This window comes from Streptomyces sp. NEAU-YJ-81, assembly GCF_017592595.1.
In the GTDB taxonomy this organism is placed as follows: Bacteria; Actinomycetota; Actinomycetes; order Streptomycetales; family Streptomycetaceae; genus Streptomyces; species Streptomyces hygroscopicus_B.
Genome location: NZ_JAGFNO010000002.1, coordinates 152992 through 177475, shown reverse-complemented (window position 1 = coordinate 177475; position 24484 = coordinate 152992). Strand labels below are relative to the sequence as shown.

Annotated in this window: 24 protein-coding genes and 1 pseudogene; 13 read left to right on the top strand and 12 right to left on the bottom strand. The window is 71.4% G+C overall.

Annotated features, from left to right (window positions below):
* Positions 1-35 precede the first annotated feature (35 nt).
* Positions 36-350 (top strand): WhiB family transcriptional regulator, encoded by a 315-nt coding sequence (locus J5X86_RS06370; RefSeq protein WP_078642965.1) that lies wholly within the window; start codon positions 36-38, stop codon positions 348-350.
* Between the two features lie 70 nt (positions 351-420).
* On the opposite strand, the gene J5X86_RS06365 is transcribed toward J5X86_RS06370, so the two are convergent.
* Positions 421-1329: a LysR family transcriptional regulator gene (locus J5X86_RS06365; RefSeq protein ID WP_208515794.1), complete on the bottom strand. Its 909-nt coding sequence runs from the start codon at positions 1327-1329 to the stop codon at positions 421-423.
* A gap of 80 nt (positions 1330-1409) precedes the next feature.
* Between J5X86_RS06365 and J5X86_RS06360 the strand changes: the two genes are divergently transcribed.
* Together J5X86_RS06360 and J5X86_RS06355 are read left to right on the top strand one after the other, a co-directional pair.
* The gene (locus J5X86_RS06360; protein ID WP_208515793.1) at positions 1410-2078 is read left to right on the top strand and encodes an MOSC domain-containing protein; all 669 of its coding nucleotides are present in this window, start codon (positions 1410-1412) and stop codon (positions 2076-2078) included.
* 83 nt (positions 2079-2161) lie between these two features.
* The gene (locus J5X86_RS06355) at positions 2162-2935 is read left to right on the top strand and encodes an SDR family oxidoreductase (protein ID WP_208515792.1); all 774 of its coding nucleotides are present in this window, start codon (positions 2162-2164) and stop codon (positions 2933-2935) included.
* 536 nt (positions 2936-3471) lie between these two features.
* Here J5X86_RS06355 and groL read toward each other — a convergent pair.
* From groL to J5X86_RS51900, 3 genes are all read right to left on the bottom strand, one after another.
* On the bottom strand, positions 3472-5097 hold the full coding sequence (groL, locus tag J5X86_RS06350) for a chaperonin GroEL (RefSeq protein WP_208515791.1): 1626 nt from the start codon (positions 5095-5097) through the stop codon (positions 3472-3474).
* Between the two features lie 91 nt (positions 5098-5188).
* A complete protein-coding gene (groES, locus tag J5X86_RS06345; RefSeq protein WP_014054228.1) occupies positions 5189-5497 on the bottom strand; it encodes a co-chaperone GroES in 309 nt (102 codons plus the stop codon).
* A 315-nt stretch (positions 5498-5812) separates the two neighbouring features.
* Positions 5813-6883: a polysaccharide deacetylase family protein gene (locus J5X86_RS51900; RefSeq protein WP_279595159.1), complete on the bottom strand. Its 1071-nt coding sequence runs from the start codon at positions 6881-6883 to the stop codon at positions 5813-5815.
* Between the two features lie 77 nt (positions 6884-6960).
* On the opposite strand from J5X86_RS51900, the gene J5X86_RS06335 reads away from it, so the two are divergent.
* Both J5X86_RS06335 and J5X86_RS06330 read left to right on the top strand, forming a co-directional pair.
* The gene (locus J5X86_RS06335) at positions 6961-8142 is read left to right on the top strand and encodes a methyltransferase domain-containing protein (RefSeq protein WP_208515789.1); all 1182 of its coding nucleotides are present in this window, start codon (positions 6961-6963) and stop codon (positions 8140-8142) included.
* Between the two features lie 155 nt (positions 8143-8297).
* Complete coding sequence (locus J5X86_RS06330; protein WP_208515788.1) at positions 8298-9707, top strand: acyltransferase; 1410 nt, start codon at positions 8298-8300, stop codon at positions 9705-9707.
* A gap of 59 nt (positions 9708-9766) precedes the next feature.
* Here J5X86_RS06330 and J5X86_RS06325 read toward each other — a convergent pair whose 3' ends face one another.
* A complete protein-coding gene (locus J5X86_RS06325; RefSeq protein WP_208515787.1) occupies positions 9767-10237 on the bottom strand; it encodes an ATP-binding protein in 471 nt (156 codons plus the stop codon).
* A 189-nt stretch (positions 10238-10426) separates the two neighbouring features.
* On the opposite strand from J5X86_RS06325, the gene J5X86_RS06320 reads away from it, so the two are divergent.
* The 5 genes from J5X86_RS06320 to J5X86_RS06300 all read left to right on the top strand — a co-directional run bounded on the left by J5X86_RS06320 (position 10427) and on the right by J5X86_RS06300 (position 14761).
* Entirely contained in the window at positions 10427-11278 is an 852-nt protein-coding gene (locus J5X86_RS06320) for a helix-turn-helix transcriptional regulator (RefSeq protein WP_208515786.1), read from the top strand.
* A 10-nt stretch (positions 11279-11288) separates the two neighbouring features.
* Positions 11289-11501 (top strand): DUF397 domain-containing protein, encoded by a 213-nt coding sequence (locus J5X86_RS06315; RefSeq protein ID WP_208515785.1) that lies wholly within the window; start codon positions 11289-11291, stop codon positions 11499-11501.
* A gap of 82 nt (positions 11502-11583) precedes the next feature.
* A complete protein-coding gene (locus J5X86_RS06310) occupies positions 11584-12420 on the top strand; it encodes an arylamine N-acetyltransferase (RefSeq protein WP_208515784.1) in 837 nt (278 codons plus the stop codon).
* A 261-nt stretch (positions 12421-12681) separates the two neighbouring features.
* The gene (locus tag J5X86_RS06305) at positions 12682-14343 is read left to right on the top strand and encodes a hypothetical protein (protein WP_308124451.1); all 1662 of its coding nucleotides are present in this window, start codon (positions 12682-12684) and stop codon (positions 14341-14343) included.
* Positions 14344-14428: 85 nt separating this feature from the next.
* Positions 14429-14761: a hypothetical protein gene (locus tag J5X86_RS06300; RefSeq protein ID WP_208515783.1), complete on the top strand. Its 333-nt coding sequence runs from the start codon at positions 14429-14431 to the stop codon at positions 14759-14761.
* On the opposite strand, the gene J5X86_RS06295 is transcribed toward J5X86_RS06300, so the two are convergent.
* Entirely contained in the window at positions 14719-15459 is a 741-nt protein-coding gene (locus J5X86_RS06295) for a hypothetical protein (protein ID WP_208515782.1), read from the bottom strand. The genes J5X86_RS06300 and J5X86_RS06295 overlap by 43 nt on opposite strands.
* A 229-nt stretch (positions 15460-15688) precedes the next feature.
* On the opposite strand from J5X86_RS06295, the gene J5X86_RS06290 reads away from it, so the two are divergent.
* The gene (locus J5X86_RS06290) at positions 15689-16546 is read left to right on the top strand and encodes a polysaccharide deacetylase family protein (protein WP_208515781.1); all 858 of its coding nucleotides are present in this window, start codon (positions 15689-15691) and stop codon (positions 16544-16546) included.
* A 58-nt stretch (positions 16547-16604) separates the two neighbouring features.
* On the opposite strand, the gene J5X86_RS06285 is transcribed toward J5X86_RS06290, so the two are convergent.
* Positions 16605-17528 carry an alpha/beta fold hydrolase gene (locus tag J5X86_RS06285; RefSeq protein ID WP_208515780.1) on the bottom strand — a complete coding sequence of 308 codons (924 nt, stop codon included), beginning with the start codon at positions 17526-17528 and terminating at the stop codon, positions 16605-16607.
* A gap of 104 nt (positions 17529-17632) precedes the next feature.
* Here J5X86_RS06285 and J5X86_RS06280 point away from each other — a divergent pair, with 104 nt between their 5' ends.
* Positions 17633-20218 (top strand): BTAD domain-containing putative transcriptional regulator, encoded by a 2586-nt coding sequence (locus J5X86_RS06280; RefSeq protein ID WP_208515779.1) that lies wholly within the window; start codon positions 17633-17635, stop codon positions 20216-20218.
* 370 nt (positions 20219-20588) lie between these two features.
* Here J5X86_RS06280 and J5X86_RS06275 read toward each other — a convergent pair whose 3' ends face one another.
* The 4 genes and pseudogenes from J5X86_RS06275 to tsaB form a co-directional block, all read right to left on the bottom strand.
* Positions 20589-20852, bottom strand: coding sequence for a hypothetical protein (locus J5X86_RS06275; RefSeq protein WP_208515778.1), 264 nt, complete (start codon positions 20850-20852; stop codon positions 20589-20591).
* Positions 20849-21961 carry a tRNA (adenosine(37)-N6)-threonylcarbamoyltransferase complex transferase subunit TsaD gene (gene tsaD, locus J5X86_RS06270; protein ID WP_208515777.1) on the bottom strand — a complete coding sequence of 371 codons (1113 nt, stop codon included), beginning with the start codon at positions 21959-21961 and terminating at the stop codon, positions 20849-20851. Before tsaD ends, J5X86_RS06275 begins: the two co-directional genes overlap by 4 nt.
* 220 nt (positions 21962-22181) lie before the next feature.
* A pseudogene (gene rimI / locus J5X86_RS06265) lies at positions 22182-22628 on the bottom strand (ribosomal protein S18-alanine N-acetyltransferase); the annotation flags it as partial.
* A gap of 26 nt (positions 22629-22654) precedes the next feature.
* The gene (gene tsaB, locus J5X86_RS06260; protein ID WP_014054212.1) at positions 22655-23323 is read right to left on the bottom strand and encodes a tRNA (adenosine(37)-N6)-threonylcarbamoyltransferase complex dimerization subunit type 1 TsaB; all 669 of its coding nucleotides are present in this window, start codon (positions 23321-23323) and stop codon (positions 22655-22657) included.
* Between the two features lie 179 nt (positions 23324-23502).
* Between tsaB and J5X86_RS06255 the strand changes: the two genes are divergently transcribed.
* Complete coding sequence (locus J5X86_RS06255) at positions 23503-24069, top strand: hypothetical protein (protein ID WP_208515776.1); 567 nt, start codon at positions 23503-23505, stop codon at positions 24067-24069.
* Positions 24070-24139: 70 nt separating this feature from the next.
* On the opposite strand, the gene J5X86_RS06250 is transcribed toward J5X86_RS06255, so the two are convergent.
* Entirely contained in the window at positions 24140-24352 is a 213-nt protein-coding gene (locus J5X86_RS06250; protein ID WP_208515775.1) for a hypothetical protein, read from the bottom strand.
* Between the last annotated feature and the right edge of the window lie 132 nt (positions 24353-24484).

Below are 24484 nucleotides of genomic sequence, written 5' to 3'. Positions count from 1 at the left end.
GCGTCCGCAGCCGATCGCATCGAGGAGATAAGGCAATGGCAGATTTCTCCCGTCTTCCCGGCCCGAATGCCGACCTGTGGGACTGGCAGCTCCTGGCCGCGTGTCGCGGGGTCGACAGCTCGCTCTTCTTCCACCCGGAGGGGGAGCGCGGCGCTGCCCGCAGCGCACGCGAGATGTCGGCGAAAGAGGTGTGCATGCGCTGCCCGGTACGAGCGCAGTGCGCCGCGCACGCCCTCGCCGTACGCGAGCCTTACGGAGTGTGGGGCGGACTGACCGAGGACGAGCGCGAGGAGCTCATGGGGCGGGCACGCCACCGAGCGGTCGCCGGCACCGGGGCCCCCGGAGCCTGATCGGAGCCCGGTCGCAGCCAATCGAAGAAACGTTCCTTCTGCCACCACCCGGTGCGCGAACGCCCGCCGCTCACCTGTGGGCCGCCTGCTGCAGCCGGTCCAGCGTCGCCGCCACCGCCGGGACGCGGGCGAGGTCGGGCAGGGTCAGCGCCACCACTTCCCGGCGCACCGCAGGTTCCACCTCCAGCGTCGTGGCGCCCTTGGCCCGTACGGACTCCAGCGCCAGCTCGGGCAGCACCGCGACCCCCAGCCCGGCCCCGACCAGGCCGACGACCGTCGGATAGTCGTCCGTCGCGAAGTCGATCCGCGGCGTGAACCCCTCGGATTCGCACACCTCCACCAGATGCCCCCGGCAGCGCGGACAGCCCGCGATCCACGGCTCCCCGGCCAGCTCGGCGATCCCCACCGCCCCGGCGCCCGCGAGCTTGTGCCCCTCCGGCACCACGCCCACCAGCCGGTCGTTCAGCAGCGGCCGCAGGACCAGGTCGTCCCACTCGGCACCGCCCGAAGCCTCCTCGCTCATCTGCGGATACCGGAAGGCCAGCGCGATCTCGCAGTCGCCCGCGCGCAGCATCTCCACCGAGCCCGGCGGCTCGGCCTCCACCAGCGAGACCCGGGTCCCCGGGTGCGCCGCGCGCATCTCGGCGAGCGCCATGGGCACCAGGGTCGAGCTGCCGCTGGGGAAGGACACCAGCCGCACCCGGCCCGCCCGCAGCCCGGCGATCGCCGCGACCTCCTCCTCGGCGGCGGTCAGCCCGGCCAGGATCCCGGCGGCATGCCGCACCAGCGCCCGGCCCGCCTCGGTCAGCCGCATCTCCCGCCCGCTGCGGATCAGCAACGGGGTGCCCGCGGCGCCCTCCAGGGCCTTCATCTGCTGGCTGACGGCAGGCTGGGTGCAGCCCAGCTCGCGGGCGGCGGCGGAGAAGGAACCGGTGGCGGCCACCGCGCGCAGCACCCTGAGATGGCGGGCCTCGATCATGCCTCCGAGCATAAGCGACCCTTGGGAATGGGCCGGGATATTACGTCGACGCTTTGACCGCCCTGCCCTACCGTGCGGTCATGCTGCAAACTCCAGCCGTTCTCACGGTGAATCTGGGCCGCGCGACGCCGACCGACTACAGCGACTGCCCCACCGGCACCGGTATCGACAAGCGTCCCGTCGAGCGCCCGGTACGGGTCGCGGCCCCGGGGCCGAAGGGCCAGGGTGGCAGCGGTCTGTCCGGTGACGCGGTCTGCGACACCCGCCACCACGGCGGCGACGACCAGGCCGTCTACGCCTACGCCCGCGAGGACCTCGACGTCTGGGAACAGGAGCTGGGCCGCGAGCTGGCCAACGGCGTCTTCGGTGAGAACCTCACCACCAGCGGCATCGACGTCAGCGGCGCCCTCATCGGCGAGCGCTGGCGGGTGGGGAGCGAGCTGCTCCTGGAGGTGACCTCACCGCGCATCCCCTGCCGTACGTTCGCGGGGTGGCTGGGCGAGCGGGGATGGGTCAAGCGGTTCACCCAGGCCGCCGTCCCCGGGGCGTATCTGCGGGTGCTCGAACCCGGCGAGGTCCGCTCGGGCGACCCCGTCGAGATCGTGCACCGGCCCGACCACGAGGTGACGGTCGCCTTCCTCTTCCGCGCCGAGACCACGGAGCGGGAACTGCTGCCGAGGGTGCTGGTGGCGGGCGACGCACTCCATCCGGAGGCGCGGGAGGCCGCCCTCAAGTACCGGTCCAGCTGACGGAAGTGTTCATTCCGGCCCAGATCGCTCACGGTCCCGCTCGGCGGTCCGCCGGGGCCTGCCGCGGCCGATAACGTGCGCGTATGACGACTGCATTGATTACCGGAACCACCGCGGGCATCGGGGCCGCCTTCGCGGGCCGGCTCGCCGCCGACGGGCACAATCTGGTGCTCGTCGCACGCGACGAGAAGCGGCTGCGGGAGCAGGCGGCGGATCTGCACGACCGGCACGGCGTGGAGGCCGACGTGCTGGTGGCGGACCTGTCCGAGGATGACGGGATCGCCGCGGTCGAGACCCGCCTCAGGGACCGCACCCACCCGGTCGATCTGCTCGTCAACAACGCCGGTTTCGGCAACCGCGACCGCTATCTGGAGGTGCCGATCACCGATGAGCTGCGGATGTTGAAGCTGCACTGCGAGGCGGTGCTGCGACTGACCAGCGCGGGCGCCGAAACGATGCGCGGCCGCGGGCGCGGCGGGGTGATCAACGTGGCCTCGATCGCGGCCTTCTTCCCGCGCGGCACCTACGGGGCGAGCAAGGCGTGGGTCGTGCAGTTCACACAGGGCGCGGCAAAGGACCTGGCGAGCGCGGGCGTACGGCTGATGGCGCTGTGCCCGGGGTTCGTCCGTACGGAGTTCCACGCGCGAGCGGGAATCAAGCGGGAGAGCGTGCCGAGCTGGATGTGGCTGGACGCGGACCGGCTGGTCACGGCGGCCCTGAAGGATTTCGCCCGGGGCAAGTCACTGTCCATCCCGGACCCGCGCTACAAGGCGATGACAAGCCTGGCGAAGCTGGCCCCGCGCTCGGCCCTCTCCACCCTCTCCTCCAAGGTCGGCCGGCCCCCGGCGAAGGCATAGCCCTCCCGGGATTGCCCGGCCCGGGGCCGCACCCACGCAACACCCGGCCCCGGGGCCGAACACCGAGTGCGGACCGTGGGCGCCTCCGGCGGAAAGTCCCCCACCCCGCCCCTTCCCGAAACGAGGGGCTCCGCCCCTCGCCCCCGCCGGGGCTCCGCCCCGAACCCCGCTCCTCAAACGCCGGAGGGGCTGAAATCACGAACGCGGGACGGACAGGCGCCCGGTGCCACCGGCGGGGAGCCGCCGACGAGACGGGAGGGGGCGGGGTCGCAGGGGTGGTGTCCTGGACGCTTTCGCATATTTGTGGCGCCAATCTCCGGCCCACTCCACGCTCCCGGGCACCGGCGCCGTAAATATGCGGTCCAGGGCACCGCACCGGAGGCCCCGCCCCCGGCACCCACCACAAACAGCAGGCGCACCCCCCACACACCCGCACCCAGCGGAACCCTCACCCGCCGCGGGACAAACAACGAAGGCGCGGCCGCCCCCAGGGCGGCCGCGCCTTCGCACAGCAGCAACGTGCAAACGCAAGTGCGTCAGTGCGCGTGACCGTGACCGTGGCCCCCGGCGTCAGCCTCTTCCTCGGCCGGCTTCTCAACCACGAGCGTCTCGGTGGTGAGCAGCAGCGAGGCGATCGACGCCGCGTTCTCCAGCGCGGAGCGGGTGACCTTGACCGGGTCGATGACGCCGGCCTTCACCAGGTCGCCGTACTCCTCGGTGGCCGCGTTGTAGCCGTAGCCCTTCTCGAGCTCGGCGACCTTCGAGGTGATGACGTAGCCCTCGAGACCGGCGTTCTCGGCGATCCAGCGCAGCGGCTCGACCACGGCGCGGCGGACGACCGCGACACCGGTGGCCTCGTCGCCCTCCAGGCCCAGGCTGTTCTCCAGCACCTTCGCGGCGTGGACCAGCGCGGAGCCACCACCGGAGACGATGCCCTCCTCGACCGCGGCGCGGGTCGCGGAGATGGCGTCCTCCAGGCGGTGCTTCTTCTCCTTGAGCTCGACCTCGGTGGCCGCGCCCACGCGGATCACGCACACGCCGCCGGCCAGCTTCGCGAGCCGCTCCTGCAGCTTCTCGCGGTCCCAGTCGGAGTCCGTGGCCTCGATCTCGGCCTTGATCTGGTTGACGCGGCCGGTGACCTCGTCGCTCTTGCCGCCACCGTCGACGATCGTGGTGTCGTCCTTGGTGACGGTCACGCGGCGGGCGGTGCCCAGCACGTCCAGACCGACCTGGTCGAGCTTGAGGCCGACCTCTTCGGCGATGACGGTGCCGCCCGTAAGGGTGGCGATGTCGCCGAGCATGGCCTTACGGCGGTCACCGAAGCCCGGGGCCTTCACCGCGACGGCGTTGAAGGTGCCGCGGATCTTGTTGACGACGAGGGTCGAGAGGGCCTCGCCCTCCACGTCCTCGGCGATGATCAGCAGCGGCTTGCTGGCGTTGGCCTGGATGATCTTCTCCAGGAGCGGCAGCAGGTCCTGGATCGAGGCGATCTTGCCCTGGTGGATCAGGATGTACGGGTCCTCGAGGACGGCCTCCATCCGCTCCTGGTCGGTGACCATGTACGGCGAGAGGTAGCCCTTGTCGAAGGCCATGCCCTCGGTGAAGTCGAGCTCCAGACCGAAGGTGTTGGACTCCTCGACGGTGATGACACCGTCCTTGCCGACCTTGTCCATCGCCTCGGCGATCAGCTCGCCGACCTGCTTGTCCTGCGCGGACAGCGCGGCCACGGCGGCGATGTCGGACTTCTCGTCGATCGGGCGGGCGGTGGCCAGCAGGTCGTCCGAGACGGCCTTGACCGCCGCGTCGATGCCCTTCTTGAGGGCGGCCGGGGAGGCGCCCGCGGCCACGTTCTTCAGGCCCTCGCGGACCAGGGCCTGGGCCAGCACGGTCGCGGTGGTGGTGCCGTCACCCGCGATGTCGTTGGTCTTGGTCGCCACCTCCTTGACGAGCTGGGCGCCCAGGTTCTCGTACGGGTCCTCGACCTCGACCTCGCGGGCGATCGTGACACCGTCGTTGGTGATGGTCGGAGCACCGAACTTCTTGTCGATGACGACGTTGCGGCCACGGGGGCCGATCGTCACCTTGACGGTGTCCGCAAGCTTGTTGACGCCGCGCTCGAGGGCGCGACGGGCGTCCTCGTCGAACTTCAGGATCTTCGCCATGAGTTGCGTATGTCCTCTCAAACGAACCGCGCCCCGACCCCGGTTTCAGACGCGGGCACCGGGGCACGGCTCATAGGCAAAACTTCGGTGATTACTTCTCGACGATCGCGAGGACGTCGCGAGCCGAGAGGACGAGGTACTCCTCGCCGCTGTACTTCACCTCGGTGCCGCCGTACTTGCTGTAGAGCACGACGTCACCGACGGAGACGTCGAGCGGAAGGCGCTTGCCGTCCTCGAAGCGGCCCGGGCCCACGGCCAGGACGACGCCCTCCTGGGGCTTTTCCTTGGCGGTGTCCGGAATGACCAGGCCTGAGGCCGTGGTCTGTTCGGCGTCGAGCGGCTGGACCACAATGCGGTCCTCGAGCGGCTTGATGGCAACCTTGGAGCTGGTGGTCGTCACGATCCGACCTCCCCCTTCGGAGATCTCACGGGGTCAACTGTCTGAGGTGGCGACCAGGTGGATCCGTCGTCGCGGGTGCCGGACCTGCCCGTCGCTGTATCTCTTGGCACTCATCGGTCCCGAGTGCCAGCCTCGACATTATGACGCGGTTAGCACTCAGTCAACTAGAGTGCCAAGCGACGTGGTGGCGGGCCCCCGCTCGCCACCTCATCACCGCCTTACGGCCGCCACGCTCCAGGGCCGCGGGCACTCCGCGCGGCCCCACCCCGCTCCAGAGCCCCAGGCCGTCTGCGCAGCCCCTCCCCCCGGGCGCCGTCACACATAGTCCTCCAGCCGCCCGATCGTGAACCCCTGGGCCTGGATCGCCCGCACCAGCCCCGTGATCATGTCGGTCATCGACTGCCCCTCAAGCTGCTCCGGCCCCCGGAAGTGCGCGAGGATGATGTCCCCCGGCAGCAGATGGTCGCCGGAGCGGTAGGCCAGCCCGTGGGTCTCCATCTCGGCGCGCCACAGCACCACGGTCTGCGCGCCGCAGAAGCCCGCCGCCCGCAGCGTCGTCTCGTCGTACTCCCCGAAAGGGGGACGGAAGAGGCGCGGCTGTTGACCGAAGCGGTTCCACAGGATGTCCCGCTGACCGCAGATCTCCCGCACCTGGTCGTCGTAGGCCATACCGGCCAGGCTGGGGTGGGTGAGGGTGTGGTTCTCCATGGGATTGCCGAGCCGGCGTAGCTGGTCGAAGTAGTCGTAGTGGTCCCCGATCACGTTGTCGGTAAGGAACGCGGTGAACGGCAGCCCGAGCTCGCGGGCCTGCTCCACGAAGCGCGGATCCTTCTCGATCCCGTCGTCGATCGTCACGAAGACCACCCGCTGGTCGGTCGGCACCTGCCGCACGATCGGCGGCAGCCCCCACGCTTGCGGCCCCGACCGGCCGAGCGCGGGCTTGACGGCGGGCGGGGCCGGAGGCCGCTCCAGCGGCCGGTCCAGCCCCCAGCGGCGGTAGGCGTCGGAGGCGCCCACCAGGGCCGAGCGCGGCAGCGCGGAGCCCGTGCCGGACGGCCCCGCGGCCGGGGGCGCGGCGGACGCCGAGGCGTCACCGGAGCGCGGCGGCACGTCCGGGAACGCGCCGTCCCGGGCCTCACCCTCGTACCCCTCGTACCCCGGCCCGGACGACGCCGGAGGCCGCCGCTCCGGCTCCCGTCCGGACGGCGGCTGCGAGGGCGACGGCGGGTCGTCCAGCCGGGAGGCGAGGGAGGCCGGCGGCATGGGAGCGCCGTGACGGGAGCCGGTGTGCGGCTCGGTGGCGGCGCCGAGGGATCCGCAGGCCGTGAGCACGGCTGCCGCGCCGACGAGAACCAGACAGCGAGGAAAACCAGTCTTGATCATCATCACATAAGTGATCTTCGGTCCAGGGGCGTGCATCTGCGCGCCCTACGCGGGCGAATGCGCTCGCGGGAGCGGGGAGAATGGGCCATGTGGACGTTGACGCCTTCGACTCACTGCTCGGCGACGAGGGGCAGGCGCTGCTCTCCGGGCTCCGCGACTACGACCCGGCGAAGGAGCTCGCCACCGCGACGCGGCTGCGCCGGGACCACCCCCCGGCGCTGGTCTCGGCGGCCCTGACCCAGGCCACGCTGCGGCAGCGGGCGGTGGCCAAATTCGGCCCCGAGGACGCGCACCGCATGTACTTCACGCCGAACGGCGTCGAGCAGTCCACCCGCACCTCCGTCGCCGCGTACCGCGCCGCCCGCTTCGCGGAGTTCGGCGTCCGCCGCATGGCCGATCTGTGCTGCGGCATCGGCGGCGACGCGATCGCGCTCGCCCGCACCGGGATCTCCGTACTCGCCGTCGACCGCGACCCGCTGACCTGCGCCGTCGCCCGCGCCAACGCCCAGGCGCTCGGCCTGGCCGAACTCATCGAGATCCGCTGCGCCGATGTCGCCGACATCGACACCCGGCCCTTCGACGCGGTCTTCGTCGACCCGGCCCGGCGCGGCGGCCGGGGCCGCGTCTTCGACCCCGAGGCGTACTCCCCGCCCCTCTCCTGGGCCATCGAGGCCGCCCGCACCACCCCGCGCGCCGCCCTCAAGATCGCCCCCGGCGTGCCGCACGAGGCGGTCCCCGAGGACGCGGAGGCCGAGTGGATCTCGGACCACGGCCAGGTGAAGGAGGCCGTCCTGTGGTTCGGCACCGCCCGCCCCGGGCTGCGCCGCGCCACCCTTCTGCCGAGCGCCCACTCCCTCGTCGGCACCCCGCACCTTCCCGCCCCCGAGCCCGGCCCGGTCGGCCGCTGGCTCTACGAGCCGGACGGGGCCGTCATCCGCGCCCATCTCGTCGCCGATGTCGCGGCCCGCGTCGGCGGCCGGCTGATCGACCCGACCATCGCCTACATCACGACGGACGAGCTGCGCCCGACGCCGTTCGCCACCGCGTACGAGATCACGGATGTGCTGCCGTTCAACCTGAAGAGGCTCAAGGCGCTGCTGCGGGAGCGGGAGGTCGGCATCGCCACCATCAAGAAGCGCGGTTCGGCGGTCGAGCCGGAGCAGCTCCGCAAGAAGCTCCGGCTCGAGGGCGGGAACGCCTGCACCATCGTGCTGACGCGCTCGAAGGGCTCCCCCACGATGCTCCTGGGGCACCCGGCCTAACACGGCCACGACCGCCGAGAAAGATCGAGGCCGGACGGAAGTTGCGGAATTTCCCTAAACCCGGCTCCAGTTCATGAGGCCGCTCGCGACCGGAGAGTTAGGGTCAACGCGTCGACGCGACAGCGTGTTCGGTCCCGACGAAAGAGCGTGTGAGTATGACGGCATCCGCCACCGAGAGCGGCGCCAAGCGAACGTTCACCGTGCGCGCCGGAGAAGCGAACGGTGACCGCATGCGGCTGAGCGTCTACGACATGCTCATCGGTCCGATCTATACACCGCGCGCCTTTTTCTACCGGGAGACGCTCGACGGCGAGGCGCTCCGCGCCTCCCTCGCCAGGACATTGCGCAACTTCCCGATCCTTTCCGGCCGCATGAAGAGGGATCCCGACGGCGGCCTCAGTGTGCTCTGCGACGACGGCGGTGTGCGCTTCGTCGAGGCATACGCATCCGAGCCCATGCCGGACTACGGGCCTCGCCATACGGCGAAAAAGGGGCTGGAGCGCCATCTCAGTCACGCCATGCCGTTCTGGGTAGTTGACCACGATACGCCGCTTTTCACGGTGAAACTCACCCATATGAAGGGCGGGGGCTCCATCCTGGGCCTCACGATGAACCACGCCGTGGCCGACGGGTCCAGCTATATGAGCTTCCTGGAGAGCTGGGTGAACGAGCACCGGGGCCTCGGATACGCCAAACCCAACCACGACCGCGGCGTCATCGACACGCTCGGCGCGTCGGCCACAGGTGACACCCGTACGGGCGGCGCCCATCTCACGGTCACCGGGCGAGCCCAGAAGGCCGCCTTCATCGGCCGCGCCCTGATGGGCAGCCTCGGCAACGTGACGACGGTGACCACCCGCTTCACGGCCGCCGAACTGGCCACGATGAAGGACACCGCGATGGCCGACCTCGCGGGCACGGAGCGGTGGGTGTCGACCAATGACGCGCTGACCGCCCATCTGTGGAAAGTGCTCGGCGAATTGCGTGACCGCCCCGACGCGAGCGAGGAAAGGCTCGGCCTCATCGCCGACTTCCGTTCGTTCGCCGGCGAATCCATACCGGATGACTACTGGGGCAACGCCGTCACCAACACCCGGCCCGGAATGACCGCGGCCGAACTGCGCGCCCGCCCTCTCGGCGAGGTCGCCGCGGCGGTCCGCGCGGGCCATGCCATGAACACGGAGGAGAGGATCCGCGAGGAAACGGCGTTCCTCTGCGCCGAACGCGATGCGGGACGCTTCAAGCGCCTCATGAACACCATGGGCCTGGACGCGTTCGACAGCACCATCGCGATCAACAACTGGTCGAGACTCCCCTTCTACCGCATCGATTTCGGCCAGGGCGCCCCGTTCTGGTACGACTTCACCTCGATCCCCATTGCCTGGACCGTGCACATAGCGCCGACCCCGGCCGACCAGAACGGCGCCCGCGATGTGCATATGGCACTGCCCCGCACCCAGGCCCGGGCCCTTCAGGAGCCGTCCTGGGCGAGCCGGTTCCACCGTTACGCGGAGTCCGGCGAGACATTTCCGCTGACTTTCATGGACGCCAAAGCCAAGCGGTAAGGAAAGCCAAGCGGTGAGGAAAGCGGCACGGAAGGTCGCGCGACCATAAAACGCCGGGGCTAACCCTCGTCGTCCTCCTCCTTGCCCGCGAGTTCGAACCAGACCCCCTTCGCGTACGTGCCGACCGTGTCCCCCTCCGCCGTCCCCCACGCGTCGGCCAGGGCCGCCACCAGTCCGAGGCCGCGGCCGTGGAGACGATCGCCCTCGGGGAGGCGTGCGGCGGTGGGGAGTTCGGCGGAGGCGTCGTAGACCAGGACGCGGAAGCGGGGCGGCTCGATCACCACGCGCAGCATGAGGGAGTCGCCCTCGGCGTGCAGAAACGCGTTGGTGGCCAGCTCCGAGGTGCACAGCGTCGCCGTGTCGACCAGTTCCTCCTGCCCCACGGAGTTCAGGACGCAGGCCACGAAGTCCCGGCAGACCTTGGGGGAGGTCGCGTGGCGGCTGCTCTGGAGGGTGTAGACGTACGGGTCCCTGGAGGGAACCGGCGGGCGGTGTGGGGGACGGTCGTCGGACTCGTGATCGGAATCCATGGGGCAACTCCCTGTGAGGGGGCCGACAGCGCGCGTACCGTTACGGCGATCAACGCGCAGTAGCGGCAACGACACCTACGGTAGAGGTTTTCACCTAACTAGTGCCACCGAGTCGTCGAAATTAGTGAGTAGATAGACCCATTCGTGGCCACGCGCCACACTGGGTGACGACCCACGAGGAAGGCAGGCATGGCTTCGAGGACCACCATCACGGCACGTCAGCGCCGACTTGGCACGGAGCTTCGGAGGATGCGCGAGCACGCGGGTCTTACCATCCAGGAAGCGGCCGACCGACTGGGCACCAACCGCTCGCATGTCACCAACATGGAGCTGGCCCGGTTCGGCGTCAGCGAAGAGCGCGTACGCACACTCGCCGCCAACTACGCCTGCCCGGAGGAGGCGTACGTGGATGCGCTGGTCGCGATGGCGACCGAGCGCAAGCGTGGCTGGTGGGAGGAGTACCGGGGGACACTCGGCGCCGCCGGTCTCGATCTGGCAGAACTGGAGTACTTCGCCACGAGCCTGCGCGTCGTGGAGCTGATGCACATCCCTGGACTCCTGCAGACCGAGGACTACGCCCGGTCGGTACTGAGCACGGCCGTCCCCGGCTGGTCTGCCACAGAGCTCCGCCGAAGACTCTCCCACCGTATGAAGCGCCGGGACATCCTGGACCGGGACGAGCCTCCATCCTGCACATTCATCATCCACGAGACCGCGCTCCGCGTACGGTTCGGCGATCGGCGCGTGCTGTGCGCGCAGCTCGACAGCCTGCTGGAGTCCTCGGACCGCCCGAACGTCTCCGTTCGGGTCGTCCCGATCGCGGCCGGAGGATTCCACGTCGCCGGTATCTCCGTTACCTACGCCACGGGTCCGGTGCCGCAGTTGGATACCGTTCAACTCGACGTCGCGCAGGACGCGGCGTTCCTCGACGGGGAGTCCCAGCTTCTGAACTACCGGGCGGTCATGGACCGGACCGAAGAGCTGGCGTTGTCAGAGAAGGAGTCACGTGACTTCATCCGCGAGACCGTTCAACACATGTGAGGGCGAAAGAATGTCCGAGGCCAACTGGCGCAAGTCGTCGTACTCCGGCGCGGGGGACGGAAACTCCTGCATAGAACTCGCCCTCATAGGCACGACCGTCGCCCTCCGCGAGAGCGACGACCCCCGCACCGTCCTCGCCACGACCCCCGTGAAGCTGGGAGCCCTGCTCCGGTCCATCAAGGCGGGCGAGCTCGATCACCTCGCGGCGGCACCGAAGGCGTAAAGGACCTACGTCCAGGGGACCAGGTGCTGCCCCCACCATGAGCGGAGGCCGGTGCCGGGGCCGCGGCGTTACGGTCGGCGGTATGGAACCGACCCGCACCGACCTCGATCTTGACGCCTATCTGGCCCGTATCGGCTGGACGGGCGACCGGCGCCCCGCGCCCACCGCGGAGACGCTGCGGGCGGTGCATCGGGCACACCTCATGACCATCCCGTTCGAGAACCTCGAGCCCCTCCTCGGCTCGGCCCCCTCCCTCGCCCTCCCCGACCTCGAGGCCAAGCTGGTCCGCAGTCGGCGCGGCGGTTACTGCTACGAGCACAACACGCTGCTGACCGCCGCCCTCACCGCCCTCGGCTTCGGCGTCACCGGCCTCTCCGGCCGCGTCCGGGTCGGAGCGGCCCCCGGGGCGGTCCGTCCGCGCACCCACATGCTGCTGCTGGTCGAGATCCCGGGCGAGGAGCGGCGTTATGTGGCCGATGTGGGCTTCGGCAGCATCGGCAGCCTCCTGGAGGCCGTGCCGCTCGTGGCCGGCACCGAGTTCCACGACGGCCCCCGCCGCCATCGCTACGTCCGCGAGCCGCACCCCGGGGGGCTGGAGGACCTGTGGGTGTTCCAGGCGTTCCTCGACGGCTCCTGGCAGGACCAGTACGCCTTCACCCGGGAGCCCTGCCACCCGTCCGACTACGTGGTGATCAACTGGTACGTCGCCACCAGCCCGCGTTCGCCCTTCCAGCACAGCCTCTACGTCCAGCGCACCACCCTGGGCCGCCATCTCTCCCTGTCCGGGCGGACCCTGGTCGAGACCGGTTCCGACGGCACCCGTAAGGAGCGCCAACTCGCCGACAGCGACGAGGTGCTGGGCGTTCTCGCCGCCGACTTTTGCATCGAATTGCCCCCGGACACGGTCCTGCCGGACTGACCCCTCCGCCCACCGCGCCCACGACTCCCCCACCACGCCGGGCCGTCCAGCCCCTTCGACCGAGGAGAAACAGCAAGTTGCCGACTGTTGATTCGGTTGTTGGCCGTGGTTGGCCGGGGTGTCGCTCGATGGGGTGAACGGGACCGCTTGTGGGGGTGTTGGGGGCGTGGGGAATGCATGATCGGTGATGGCGAGTTCGTTCGAGACGGCCGAGGGGGGTGGCTGGTGGCGCGCAAGCGGGGGAGGGAGCGTGAGCTGCGTGTGATCGCTGCCCCGTTCACGGTGGCCGCTCCGTGCGGGGGGCGGATCCGGGACCGGCTGAAGGATCTGACGGCGGCGGATGTGAAGGTCCTGACGCTGGTCGGCGAGCATCTGGGCCACCACCAGCGGGCCGATCTCGCCGCACGCGCCCGGACGGGGAACGTTCCGGCGCGGCAGACCGGGCGGGCGGAGCGGAAGAAGCAGCTGACGGCGGTGTCCTCGTCGCGGTGGGCGGGCGCGATGACCCGGGTATCGGAAGACCAGTACCAGCTGTCGATGCGCTGCCTGATCGATGAACGGGCCGGTCTGCGCTGCCGCATCCGGAAGATCGAGCAGCGGCTGGCGGTGGCGTGCGGGCACAGGCAGGGCCGGGTGCGCGGGTATGCCGACCGGGCTGAGCGCTGGCAGAAACAGCGACACCTGAGCAAGCTCCAAGCCCGGCTGGCGGTGGTGGAGCAGCAGATCGACCAGGGGCGACCGTCGGTCACGGTGGGCGGGCGCCGGCTGGCCAGGACCCGTCACCGCCTCGCGGAGACCGGCCTGACCGAGGCCGACTGGCGGAAGCGGTGGGATGCTGCCCGCCTGTTCCTGACCGCCGACGGCGAGTCCGGGGCCCCGCACGGCAACTACACCATCACCGTCGACCCCGCAGATGGCTCGCTCACGCTGGTGCTGCCAGAACCCTTGCGGTATCTGTCCAACGCCCCGCGCGGCCGCTACCGGCTCTCGTGCACGGTCACCTTCCATCACCGCCGCCCGGAGTGGCTGGACCGGGTCAGCGCCCACCGGGCCGTGCGCTACGACATCGTCTATGACCCCGCCCGCGACCGCTGGTACCTGGACGCCTCCTGGTCCACCAGCACCACCCCACCCCCCAGCCCGGAAGAGATCCCGGCGCCCGGCGCGAGGCTGCTCGCCGTCGACCTCAACGCCGACCACCTCGCCACCATCGTCCTCGACCCACACGGCAACCCCATCGGCGAACCCCACACGATCCCGCTAAAGCCAACCGGCCCCACCACCACACAGGACGGACACCTGCGAGCGGCCATCACCCGCCTCATCGCCCTCGCCCACGAGCACGACTGCGCCGCCATCGTGATCGAGAACCTGGGCTTCTCCGACGCCCGCACCACCGGCCGGGAGACCATGGGACGCGGCCGCCGGGGCAAGGCCTTCCGCCGCACCGTGGCCCAGATCCCCACCGCACGCTTCCGCGAACGACTGCGCTCCATGGCCTGTCACCAGGGCCTGGCCGTCATCGCCGTCGACCCCGCATACACCTCGATCTGGGGCGAGAGGTACTGGAAGAACCCACTCCAGCAGCAGACCAAGACCACCGTCACCCGGCACCACAGTGCCGCTGTGGCGATCGGACGGCGTGGCCTGGGACACAGGATCCGGCGTCGGCCAGGTGTGACCGCACCCGACCAGAGGATCGGGCGGCGGAGAGCTACCGGCCAGACCGCATCCCTGCCCAGGCCACGCGGGACCACGAGCCCACCCAGGACAGCGGGCACGCCCCACCAGGGCGGCAAGACCCGACCGCGCCGAAGTGACCAACTCGTGCCGCTCCCCGACCTCGAAGACCGTTCGCGAGGTCACCAGGCCCCAAACAGCCTGGTCTGTGATGAGTTGGCGGACACCGGCCAACTTCCATAGGAGCGGTGGCTCTCCACACCGGCCCCGGTCATGGCACGATCATCCCGCGAATGGGCCGATGGGAGGATGCAGAGACGGATGGAACATGAGTAAAGACAAACTGTCCGTATCGGACCAGGATCTGTCGGATCTCATCAAAGACCTTGAGGGAATGCTCAGTTACCTTGAGGAACAGATCGAGCGTCTCGGCCACCTGAAGCAGTCGGTCGACCCGGACGACCACAAGGGGCCCGCCGCCGCCGCGTACAAGAAGCTGGAGCGCGACGCCTATATGGACGCCGTGCGGATCAGGCAGCTACTGACCCGCATCGAGGAGGCGGCCAAGCAGCGCGGGGAGAGCCCGAACGAGCGGTACGAGGAGCTGCGGCACCGCTTTCAGTCACTGCAGAAGCCGTCGTCGCAGAAGCCGTCGTCGTAGGGGGAGCCGGGACCGCGCGTGTCCGGACCACACGTGCCCGGATCGCGGGTGTCCGGACCGTAGGCAGCCCGGCCGTGGGTATCCGGAACGCCGGTGTCGGGGCGGAGTTCGCGGCTGACCAGGCGGTAGTAGTCGATCGCCTTGGCCATGCCGAGCGCCCCGGCGACCGCGAAGACGATGCCGATACCGGCGACGGTGCCGAAGCTCTCCGTACCGATGTCCGCGAAGACGGCGAACCCGCCCAGTGCCAGCCCGAGGCAGGTCAGCACGATGGACGGACCCAGCCAGAGGAGCGCGCCGCCGGAGACGCGCCAGTGCGGCAGCGTCTGGGGATCACGCTCCAGCTCCGCCCAGTCGCGGAGGCACGCGCCAACGAAGACGTCGCGCCGGATGCCCGAGGCCACGCCGAGGCTGGAGGGGACCGTGGCGCCCAGGGCGAGACCCAGGAAGATCACGCCCAGCACGTGCTCGATGATCTCGCCCTTCACCAGGAACTGGAACCCCGAGACCGCGAGGCTCCACCCCAGCGCGAAGACGAGCGTGGACAGCCACAGCAGCAGCGCCCGATGCGGCGCCAGATACCACCGCGCCAGCGCCCCCATCGCCCGCGCCCGCTCGTCGAGCAACCCGGCGCGGTCCTTCCACGGCCGCTCGTCCGGGCCGGGCGGCGGTGGCGGAAGCTCGATGGGCGGCGTCATGACGTCCTTCCTCATGGCACTCATGGCACTGCTGGCACGCACGTCACTCGTGGCACTCACAGCACAGCGGGATACGCCGACGCAGTCTCTCAGCTCACGTGGTCACTCCTCATGCGAAGTCCCCGCCTGCGAAGCCCCCGCTTGACCTTCTCACTGATGTGAGGGTTTCACGATGCCCATCAAGCGAACCGAACCGAACCGCCGCACCGCACCTATGAGGTGAGCTCTGATGGACAACCAGCTCTTCGACTACAGCCCCATCGTCGAGCGCGAACCGATCCACTGGCCGGACGGCGCCCGCGTGGCCTTCTACGTCGGGCTGAACGTCGAGCACTACCAGGTCGACCGCCCCTCGACCAGTATCTTCGCCGACACCAGGGCGCTGGCGCCCGACCCGCTCAACTACGGGTGGCGGGACTACGGGCCCCGGGTGGGCATCTGGCGGCTGATCGAGAGCCTGGACCGGCACCAGGTGCGGGCGAGCGTGATGCTCAACTCCGACGTCGCCGAGCGCTACCCCCAGATCATCCGGGCCGGCCGCGAGCGGAACTGGGTGTGGGCGGCGCACGGCAAGAACAACTCGATCCTCCAGGCGGACATGTCCCCCGAGGAGGAGCGCGCCTACCTCACCGAGGTGATCGACACCATCGAGAAGGCCACCGGCAGCAGGCCGCGCGGCTGGCTGGGACCGGCGCTGACCGAGACCTTCCGGACCCCGGAACTCCTGGCCGAGCTGGGGCTGAGGTACGTGCTCGACTGGGCCAACGACGACCAGCCGTACCGGCTGAACGTGCCGGGCATGCTGAGCGTGCCGTATTCGATCGAGGTCAACGACGTCCAGATGTTCGTGGGCAAGAGCCTCAGCGGGCCGGATTTCGTCCGGATCGTCAAAGACCAGCTGGACCAGCTCTACGCCGACGCGGCCACCAGCGGCCGGGTGATGTCCCTGGTGCTGCATCCGTTCGTGATCAACCAGCCGTTCCGGCACAAGTACGTGGACCAGGCGCTGGAGTACGTCGTGAACCACCCCGGGGTGTGGGTGACGACCAGCGACGAGATCGCCGAGCACTACGCCGGTACGGCGTGACGGCGTGACGGCGTGACGGCGTGACGGCGAGGCTTTGGCGGACGCCGAGATTCTGGCTCTAGCGGGCGAGCAGCTCCCGCAGGTGCTTGGCGATGTCGGCGGGTGCCTCCTCGGCCATGAAGTGGCCGTAGCCGACGGTGTGGTGCTCCAGGTCGTCGGCCCAGGCGCGCCACACCGCCGCCGCGTCATAGCCGAGGGCGGCGCCCCAGTCCTGCTGGAGCACGGTGACCGGCATCGTCAGCCGGCGCCCGGCGTCCCGGTCGGCCCGGTCGTGGTCGACGTCGACACCGGCGGAGGCGCGGTAGTCGGCCACGATCGAGGGCACCGCGGCGCGGCAGGCGTCCAGATAAGCGGTGCGGACCTCGGCGGGGATGGCCCCCGGGTCGCCCGCCCACAGGTCCAGGAAGTGGCCGAAGAAGTCGTCGGGACAGGCGGCGATCATCCGCTCGGGCAGCCCCGGGGGCTGGGCCATCAGATAGAGGTGGAAGCCGACCGCGGCGGTGGTGCCGCACATCACGTCCCACATGTCGAGGGTCGGCAGCACGTCCAGGCAGGCGAGATGGGTGATCGCCGCGGGGTGATCGAGGCCCGCCCGGAAGGCGACCAGGGCGCCACGGTCATGCCCGGCCAGGGCAAAGCGGTCATGGCCGAGGGCGCGGGCCAGGGCGACGATGTCGGCGGCCATGGTGCGCTTGGCGTAGGCGGCGCCGTCGGCTTCAGCGTCGGCATCGGCATCGGCATCGGCAGTGGCGTCGGTGTCGGCGGCCGGTTTGTCGCTGGCGCCGTAACCGCGCAGGTCGGGGCAGATCACGGTGTGGTCGGCCGCGAGGTCGGCGGCGACATGCCGCCACATCAGGTGGGTCTGCGGGAAGCCGTGCAGCAGCACGAGGGGACTGCCCGACCCCGCGACGGCCGCGTTCAGGGACACGCCGTCGGCGACGGGGACGCGCCGGTAGTCGAAGCCGGGGATGAGAAGGCCCATGTTTCCGCCCTTGCTGTGGATGGTCCAGGTGACCAGGTGTGACCAGTTGCCTGTCAGCCTGCCGGGTGCGGATGAGCATCCGATCAGCGCGCTACGGTGACCGCATGCGGGTCGGGTTCGGAGTGCTGGGGCCGGTGGTGGCCTGGGACGCCGACGAGTGCGCCATCGCGTTGAAGGGGCCACGGCACCGCGCGGTGCTGGCCCGGCTGATCGTCGCCCGCCGTCGCGTCGTACCCGTATCCCGGCTGGTCGACGACCTGTGGACGGAGCCGCCCCCGGGGGCGGTCGGCGCGGTGCGTACGTTCGTGGCCGCGCTGCGCCGCGCGCTGGAGCCACAGCGCCCGCCCCGCACCCCGGCCCGGCTGCTGGTCACCGAGGGGCCCGGATACGCGCTGCGCGCCGATGCGGACGCGGTGGACGCCTGGCGCTTCGAACAGGACGTGTCCGCCGCCGCGACCCTGCGGCCGGACGGCGCGCTGCCCCGGCTGGAGGCGGCGCTGAGCCGGTGGCGCGGCCCCGCGTACGCGGAGTTCGCCGACGAGGACTGGGCCCGGGGCGAACGCTCCCGGCTGGCGGAGCTGCGGCTGCACGCCGTCGAACGGCAGGCGGAGGCCCGGCTGGCGCTGGGCCGAGCCGCCGAGGCGGTCCCGGACCTGGAGGCGCATCTGGCCGAGCACCCCTGGCGTGAGGGCGCGTGGCGGGCGCTGGCCCTCGCGCTGTACCGCACCGGCCGCCAGGGCGACGCGCTGGCGGTCCTGCGGCGGGCCCGGACGCTGCTCGTCGAGCAACTGGGCGTGGACCCGGGCCCGGAACTGCGCCGCCTGGAGACGGACATCCTCGACCAGGCACCCCACCTCGACCCCGCCACGGCCCGGGGCGGGACGGCCGCCCAGGTATGGGCGGAAGCGGCCGCCGCCTACGACCGCACGGTGGCCTCCGGCGCGCGGGCCCGTCTGGAGTCCACGGTCGGCCTGCTCCGCGACCTCTCGATGGCGGGGGGCGGCGGCCTGCGGACGGCCCGACAGCAACGCGTGGCCGCCGTCGCGGCGGCGGAGGAACTGGGCGACCCGGAACTGACCGCCCGGGTCATCGGCGCCTACGACGTCCCGGCAATCTGGACCCGCCTGGACGACCCGGAACAGGCGGCGTCGATCGTAGCCGCAGCCGAACACACCTTGGCCGCGCTCGCGGCCGGTCCCGGGGTGCCAGACGAAGGGGCTCCTGGCGTCGAGCCGCCTGGCTATGGGGGGCCCGGTCGTGGGGCGCCTGACCATGGGGGGCCTGGCCACGGGGCGCCCGGTCGTGGAGCGCCTGACCATGGTGGGCCTGACCACGGGGCGCCCGGTCGTGGAGCAATCGGCCCAGGGGCGCCCGGCCCCAAGGCAACCGGCCAGGAGTCCTCAGACCACGAGGCGCCCGCTCACGGGGCCCCCGGCCACGGGGCGCCCAGCCATGAGACAACCGTGCACGGGACGCCCGATCACGAGGCAACCGGCCCCGGCGCGCCCGACCACGAAGCACCGGGGCGCGCGGTGACCGGGCACGAGGGCCGCGGTCACGAGGCGCCGGGCAACGAGGTCCCCAGCCATGGGGCAACCGATCACGAGGGCCCTGCTCACGAGGCCCCCAGCCACGGGGCAACCGGCCGCGACACGCTTGGCCACGGCGTGCCGGAGCGCGCGGCGACCGGGCACGAGTTGCCCAGCCGCCGGGCCTTCGGCCACGAGACCGTCGGGCTCGGGAGCACCGCCCCTGGGGGAAACCTCGGCGCGACCGCCCACAGCACGCTCGGGCACGGCCCTACGGGCGACGCGGTCCCGCGTCATGAGGCGGTGCGGGCCCGGCTGTTGGCCACGATTGCCGTCGAGTCGCGTGGCGGTCGTTCCGAACGTGGCCGCCAAGCGGCCCGGCAGGCCGAGGAGATCGCCCGGCGGCTGGACGATCCCGCGCTGCTGGCGTTCGCCCTCAACGGTGTCTTCATGCAGACCTTCGACCACGCGGGGCTGGCCCCCCGCCGGGACGCGACCGGAGCCGAGCTGATCGCCCTGTCGGCCCGGCACGGCCTGGTCACCTTCGAGGTGCTCGGCCATCTCATCCGGCTCCAGGCCCGCAGCGCGCTCGCGGACTTCGCGTCGGCCGACCGGCACGCGGCCGCCGCCGACCATCTGGGCGAGCGCCATGAGCGGCCGCTGGTAAGCGTGTTCACCGAGTGGTACCGGGCACTACGGCTGGCCGCGACGGGGCAGGCGACCGAGGCCGAGGCGGCCTACCGGGACGCGGCCACACGGCTGGACGGCGCCGGGATGCCCGGTCTGGAGCACGGTCTGCTGCCGCTCGCGCTGCTCTGCCTGCGCGTGGAACAGGGGCGGCCCGCCCCGACCGACGCGGACCTCGACTGGGGGCCGTACGCGCCCTGGGCCCGCCCGCTGGTGCTACTGGCCCGGGACCACCGCGCCGAGGCCGCGGCGGCGCTGCGCGCGGTCCCGGAGCCGCCCCGCGATCTGCTGCTGGAGGCCCTGTGGTGTCTCACCGGCCGGGCGGCCATCGCCGTCGGCGACCGGGAGACAATGGCGCGCGCCCGCGCCGCCCTTGCCCCGGCGGCGGCGGAACTGGCCGGGGCGGGCAGCGGACTGCTCACCCTGGGCCCGGTCTCCCGGCACCTCGCCGATCTCGCCCATGCCCTCCGGTGAGGGCGTGACCGGGGGCGGTACGGTCGGGACGGCACTACGGCCGGGGGCGGAGTGCGGCAGGGGACGGCACCGCCAGGGCACACGGTACGGCCGGGGCGGCTCGGCCCGGGATGGCAGACGGCACGGCCCGCGACGGCACTACGGCCAGGGCGTGGGGTACGCCGGGGGCACGGGGTACGACCGGGGACGGCACCGCCAGGGGCCGTACAGCCGGGGCGCGCGGTACGGCCGAAGGCCGCACAGCCAGGGATCGGGGCACGGCCGGGGCCGCCGCACAGCCAAGGCGCAGGGCACAAACCGGGGCCGCCGTACAGCCAGAGCGCTCGGTACAGCCGAAGGCGCGCCACACAACCGAGGCGCGCCGTATGGCTCAGCTCTCGTCCGTGAGCGCTTCGAAGCGCCAGCGGTGCACCGCGCGTCGGGCCAAGTCCTCCCCCGGTTCGGGGAGTTCCGGCAGGCCCGGGGTGTCGTAGGCACCGTCCCACCAGGTGATGACGAGGACGCGGTCCTCGGGCGCGCGGAAGGTCTCGCGGCGCAGCGGGGCCGGGTCGAGGGGCTGGCGGGCGGCCCACGCCAGCAGCTCCTCGCCCTTCCCCGCCACGGCTCGGGCTTCCCACATCAGCGCGACGGTCATGCGTACAGGTTCTTCCGGCTCAGCTCGTGCACATGGTCGTGGGAGTGGGCGTGGGAGTGCGCGTTCGGGTCCGGGACATGCGGATCGGTCACCGGAAGCGAGGAGTCCGCCGACAGGTCCCAGGCCGAGGCGGACCGTCCCCGCGCCACCATCTCCGCGCCCAGCGCCGCGACCATCGCCCCGTTGTCCGTGCACAGCTTCGGCCGCGGCACCCGCAGGGTGAGGCCCGCGTCCTCGCAGCGGCGTGCGGCCATGGCCCGCAGCCGGGAGTTGGCGGCGACGCCGCCGCCGATCATCAGATGCTCCACGCCCTCGTCCTTGCAGGCGCGGACGGCCTTACGGGTCAGCACGTCCACGACCGCCTCCTGGAAGGAGGCCGAGACATCGGCGACCGGGACCTCCTCGCCCGCCGCCCGCTTCGCCTCGATCCAGCGGGCGACCGCGGTCTTCAGCCCCGAGAAGGAGAAGTCATACGCGGCATCCCGCGGACCGGTCAGCCCGCGCGGGAAGGCGATCGCGTCCGGGTCGCCCTCGCGGGCGATGCGGTCGATGACGGGGCCGCCGGGGAAGCCCAGGTTCAGCACCCGGGCGATCTTGTCGAACGCCTCGCCCGCCGCGTCGTCGATGGTCGAGCCGAGCGGGCGGACGTCGGAGGTGATGTCGGGCGCGAGGAGCAGCGAGGAGTGGCCGCCGCTCACCAGCAGCGCCATCGTCGGCTCGGGCAGCGGCCCGTGCTCCAACTGGTCGACGCAGATGTGGGAGGCGAGGTGGTTGACGCCGTAGAGCGGCTTGCCGAGGGCGTAGGCGTACGCCTTGGCGGCCGAGACGCCGACCAGCAGCGCGCCCGCGAGCCCGGGGCCCGCGGTGACGGCGATGCCGTCGAGGTCGGAGGCGGCGACCCCGGCCTCCTTCAGCGCACGCTGGATCGTGGGGACCATCGCCTCCAGATGGGCGCGGCTGGCGACCTCGGGGACGACACCGCCGAAGCGGGCGTGCTCGTCCACGCTGGAGGCGACGGCGTCGGCGAGGAGGGTGTGGCCGCGGACGATGCCGACGCCGGTCTCGTCGCAGGAGGTCTCGATGCCGAGGACGAGGGGTTCGTCAGCCATGGGTCTCGGTTCCTTGTACTGAGGTCGAGGGGTTCGCGGTGTTCGCGGAATTCGCTGTGTTCGCTGTGTTCGCTGTGGACGCGCTGGTCTCGGTGGACGCGCCGGCGTCAACGGGCGCGCCGGTCTCGGTGGGCACACCAGCCTCGGGGGACACACCACTCTCGGGGGACACACCAACCTCGCCGTCCGCGGCAGTCGCGATGCCCGCCGTCGTCACACCCGGCGCCGCCGGGTCGGACAGCCGCATGACCAGGGCGTCCACATTGCCGGGCTGGTAGTAGCCCCTGCGTATGCCGATGGGCTCGAAGCCGAAGCGCTCGTACAGCCGCTGCGCGCGGGCGTTGTCGACCCGCACCTCCAGCAGCACCTCACGGCATTCGAAGGCGGTGGCGGCCGTAAGGAGGTCGGTGAGGAGGCGGGCGCCGAGGCCGGTGCCCCAGTGGTCGCGGGCGGAGGCGATGGTCTGGACGTCGCCGGTGCGGTCGAAGACGGCGAGCCCGGCGTATCCGACCAGCCGGGGCCCGCTCTCCGCCACCACATAGTGCCGGGTGGCGTCCCGGCCCCGGGCATGGGCGAGCTCGGACCAGAACATCCCCCGCGACCAGGCGTCCTCGGGGAACAGCTCCTCTTCGAGCTCCATCACCCGGTCCAGGTCCCACCAGCGCATCTCGCGCAGCGTCACGGTCGCGCCGCTCACTTCGGGGTGACCACCTTGTAGTTGGCGGGCACCTTGGCGTCGGGCCGGCGCAGATACAGGGGCCGGGGCGGCGGCAGCTCCTCGCCGCGCGCCAGCTTCTCGGCGGCGAGCGAGGCGAGCGCCCCGGCCGACTGGTACTCCGGCATCCCGGGCGGTACGTCGGCGAAGGCCGCCGGGTAGAGCAGCGCGCCCGCGCCGACCGCGGGCAGCCCGGCGACCCGCTCGGCGAGATCGGCCGGGTGGTCGACGGCGGGCTCGGTGACGCGGGTCCGGGCGTCGTCGTAGCGCGCCCAGTAGACCTCCTTGCGCCGCGCGTCCGTGGCCACGACGAAGGGGCCGTCCAGACCGGCCCGCCCGGCGGCGTACGCGATCCCGTCCAGGGTGCACAGCCCGTGGACGGGGACGCCGAGGGCCGACCCGAAGGTGGCCGCGGTCACCAGGCCCACGCGCAGTCCGGTGTACGGGCCGGGGCCCGCCCCGACGACGATCTCCGTCACCGCGGCCAGTTCGGTGCCCGCCTCTTTCAGCGTCCGGTGCACGGCGGGCAGCAGCAGCTCGCCGTGGCGCCGGGCGTCCACGTCCGAGGACTCGGCGATCACTGCGGAGCCGTCGTGCAGGGCGACGGTCACGGCGGGGGTGGCGGTATCAAGAGCGAGCAACAGCACGAGAACAGCCTACGGCGCGCCGGAAGGTCGTTCTTTCGTACCGACCTTTCGTACCGACGGTGGAACAGCTCGGTCACCGGTCGGCCGGAGCGCGGCGGGGCGGCGGGCGCCGGTGCTACCGTCACCGTAAGTGTGTACGGGCCGTCAGCACGTACTGACCGCAGGAGAGGGTTGCCGCCGTGCCAAGGAGCAGTACCGGGCCTGCTGTGGCCGTACTCACCGCCGCCGCGCTGGGCGTCGTCGGGTTCCTCGGCTACCAGGCCGCCGCGACCGCACCCGACCATCCCACCCAGGCCCGGCCCGGGTCGCACTCCGCCGAGTCCAAGAAGAAGGACAAGGACGGGGCGGGGTCGAAGCAGAAGTCCACCGCCCTTCCGGCCGGCTCCGGCACCGGCGTACGGGTCGTCTACGCACTGGGCGACAAGCGGGTCTGGCTGGTCGGTGCCGACGGTAAGGCCACCGACACCTTCCAGGTGGGCCCGAGCCCGGCCAGCCCCGACCCGGGGACCTATTCCGTGACCTCGCGCAACAAGGGCGGGGTCGGATCGGACGGAGTACAGGTCGAGCACGTCGTCGTCTTCCACTCGGAAGGGGGGGTCGTGTTCGGTTTCAGTGCGGCGGTGGACGGGTCGATGCCGGACCCGAACGCGCGCAAGCGGACCGGGGCCGTCCGGGAGAGCCGGGCGGACAGTGCGGCGATGTGGGACTTCGCCCAGGTGGACACGAAGGTCGTCGTCATCCCGTAGTCCGGTACCCGGTAGTCCCGTAGCCCGTAGTCCGTAGTCCGTAGCGGAGATGACGCAGCCGCGACGGGCGCTACGCCGCGTCGCGCCCCTCGTCGTCCGCCTCGAGCTCGGACTCGGACTCGACTGACGCGGGCGTCTGGGCGGACGCGGGAGTCTCCTCCTCGGCCGGCCGCGGGGGCGTCGAGACCGCGCTCGCCGCCGCACACGCCGCCAGGAGCTCCGACATCGACGGTGACCGGTCGTCGCGCGCGCCGGTCCCGGCCACAGGGTCGTGGGCCGACATGGATGCCTCCTGAGGGTGCTGGGGCAGTCGAGCGGAGTTAGGCAGACCTAACCCACGCTTTCTCCCCCCATGTGACCACGGGCGATGCCCGGAATGCAACAGCATGCCGACGGCTTGTCGGAAACTACCCGG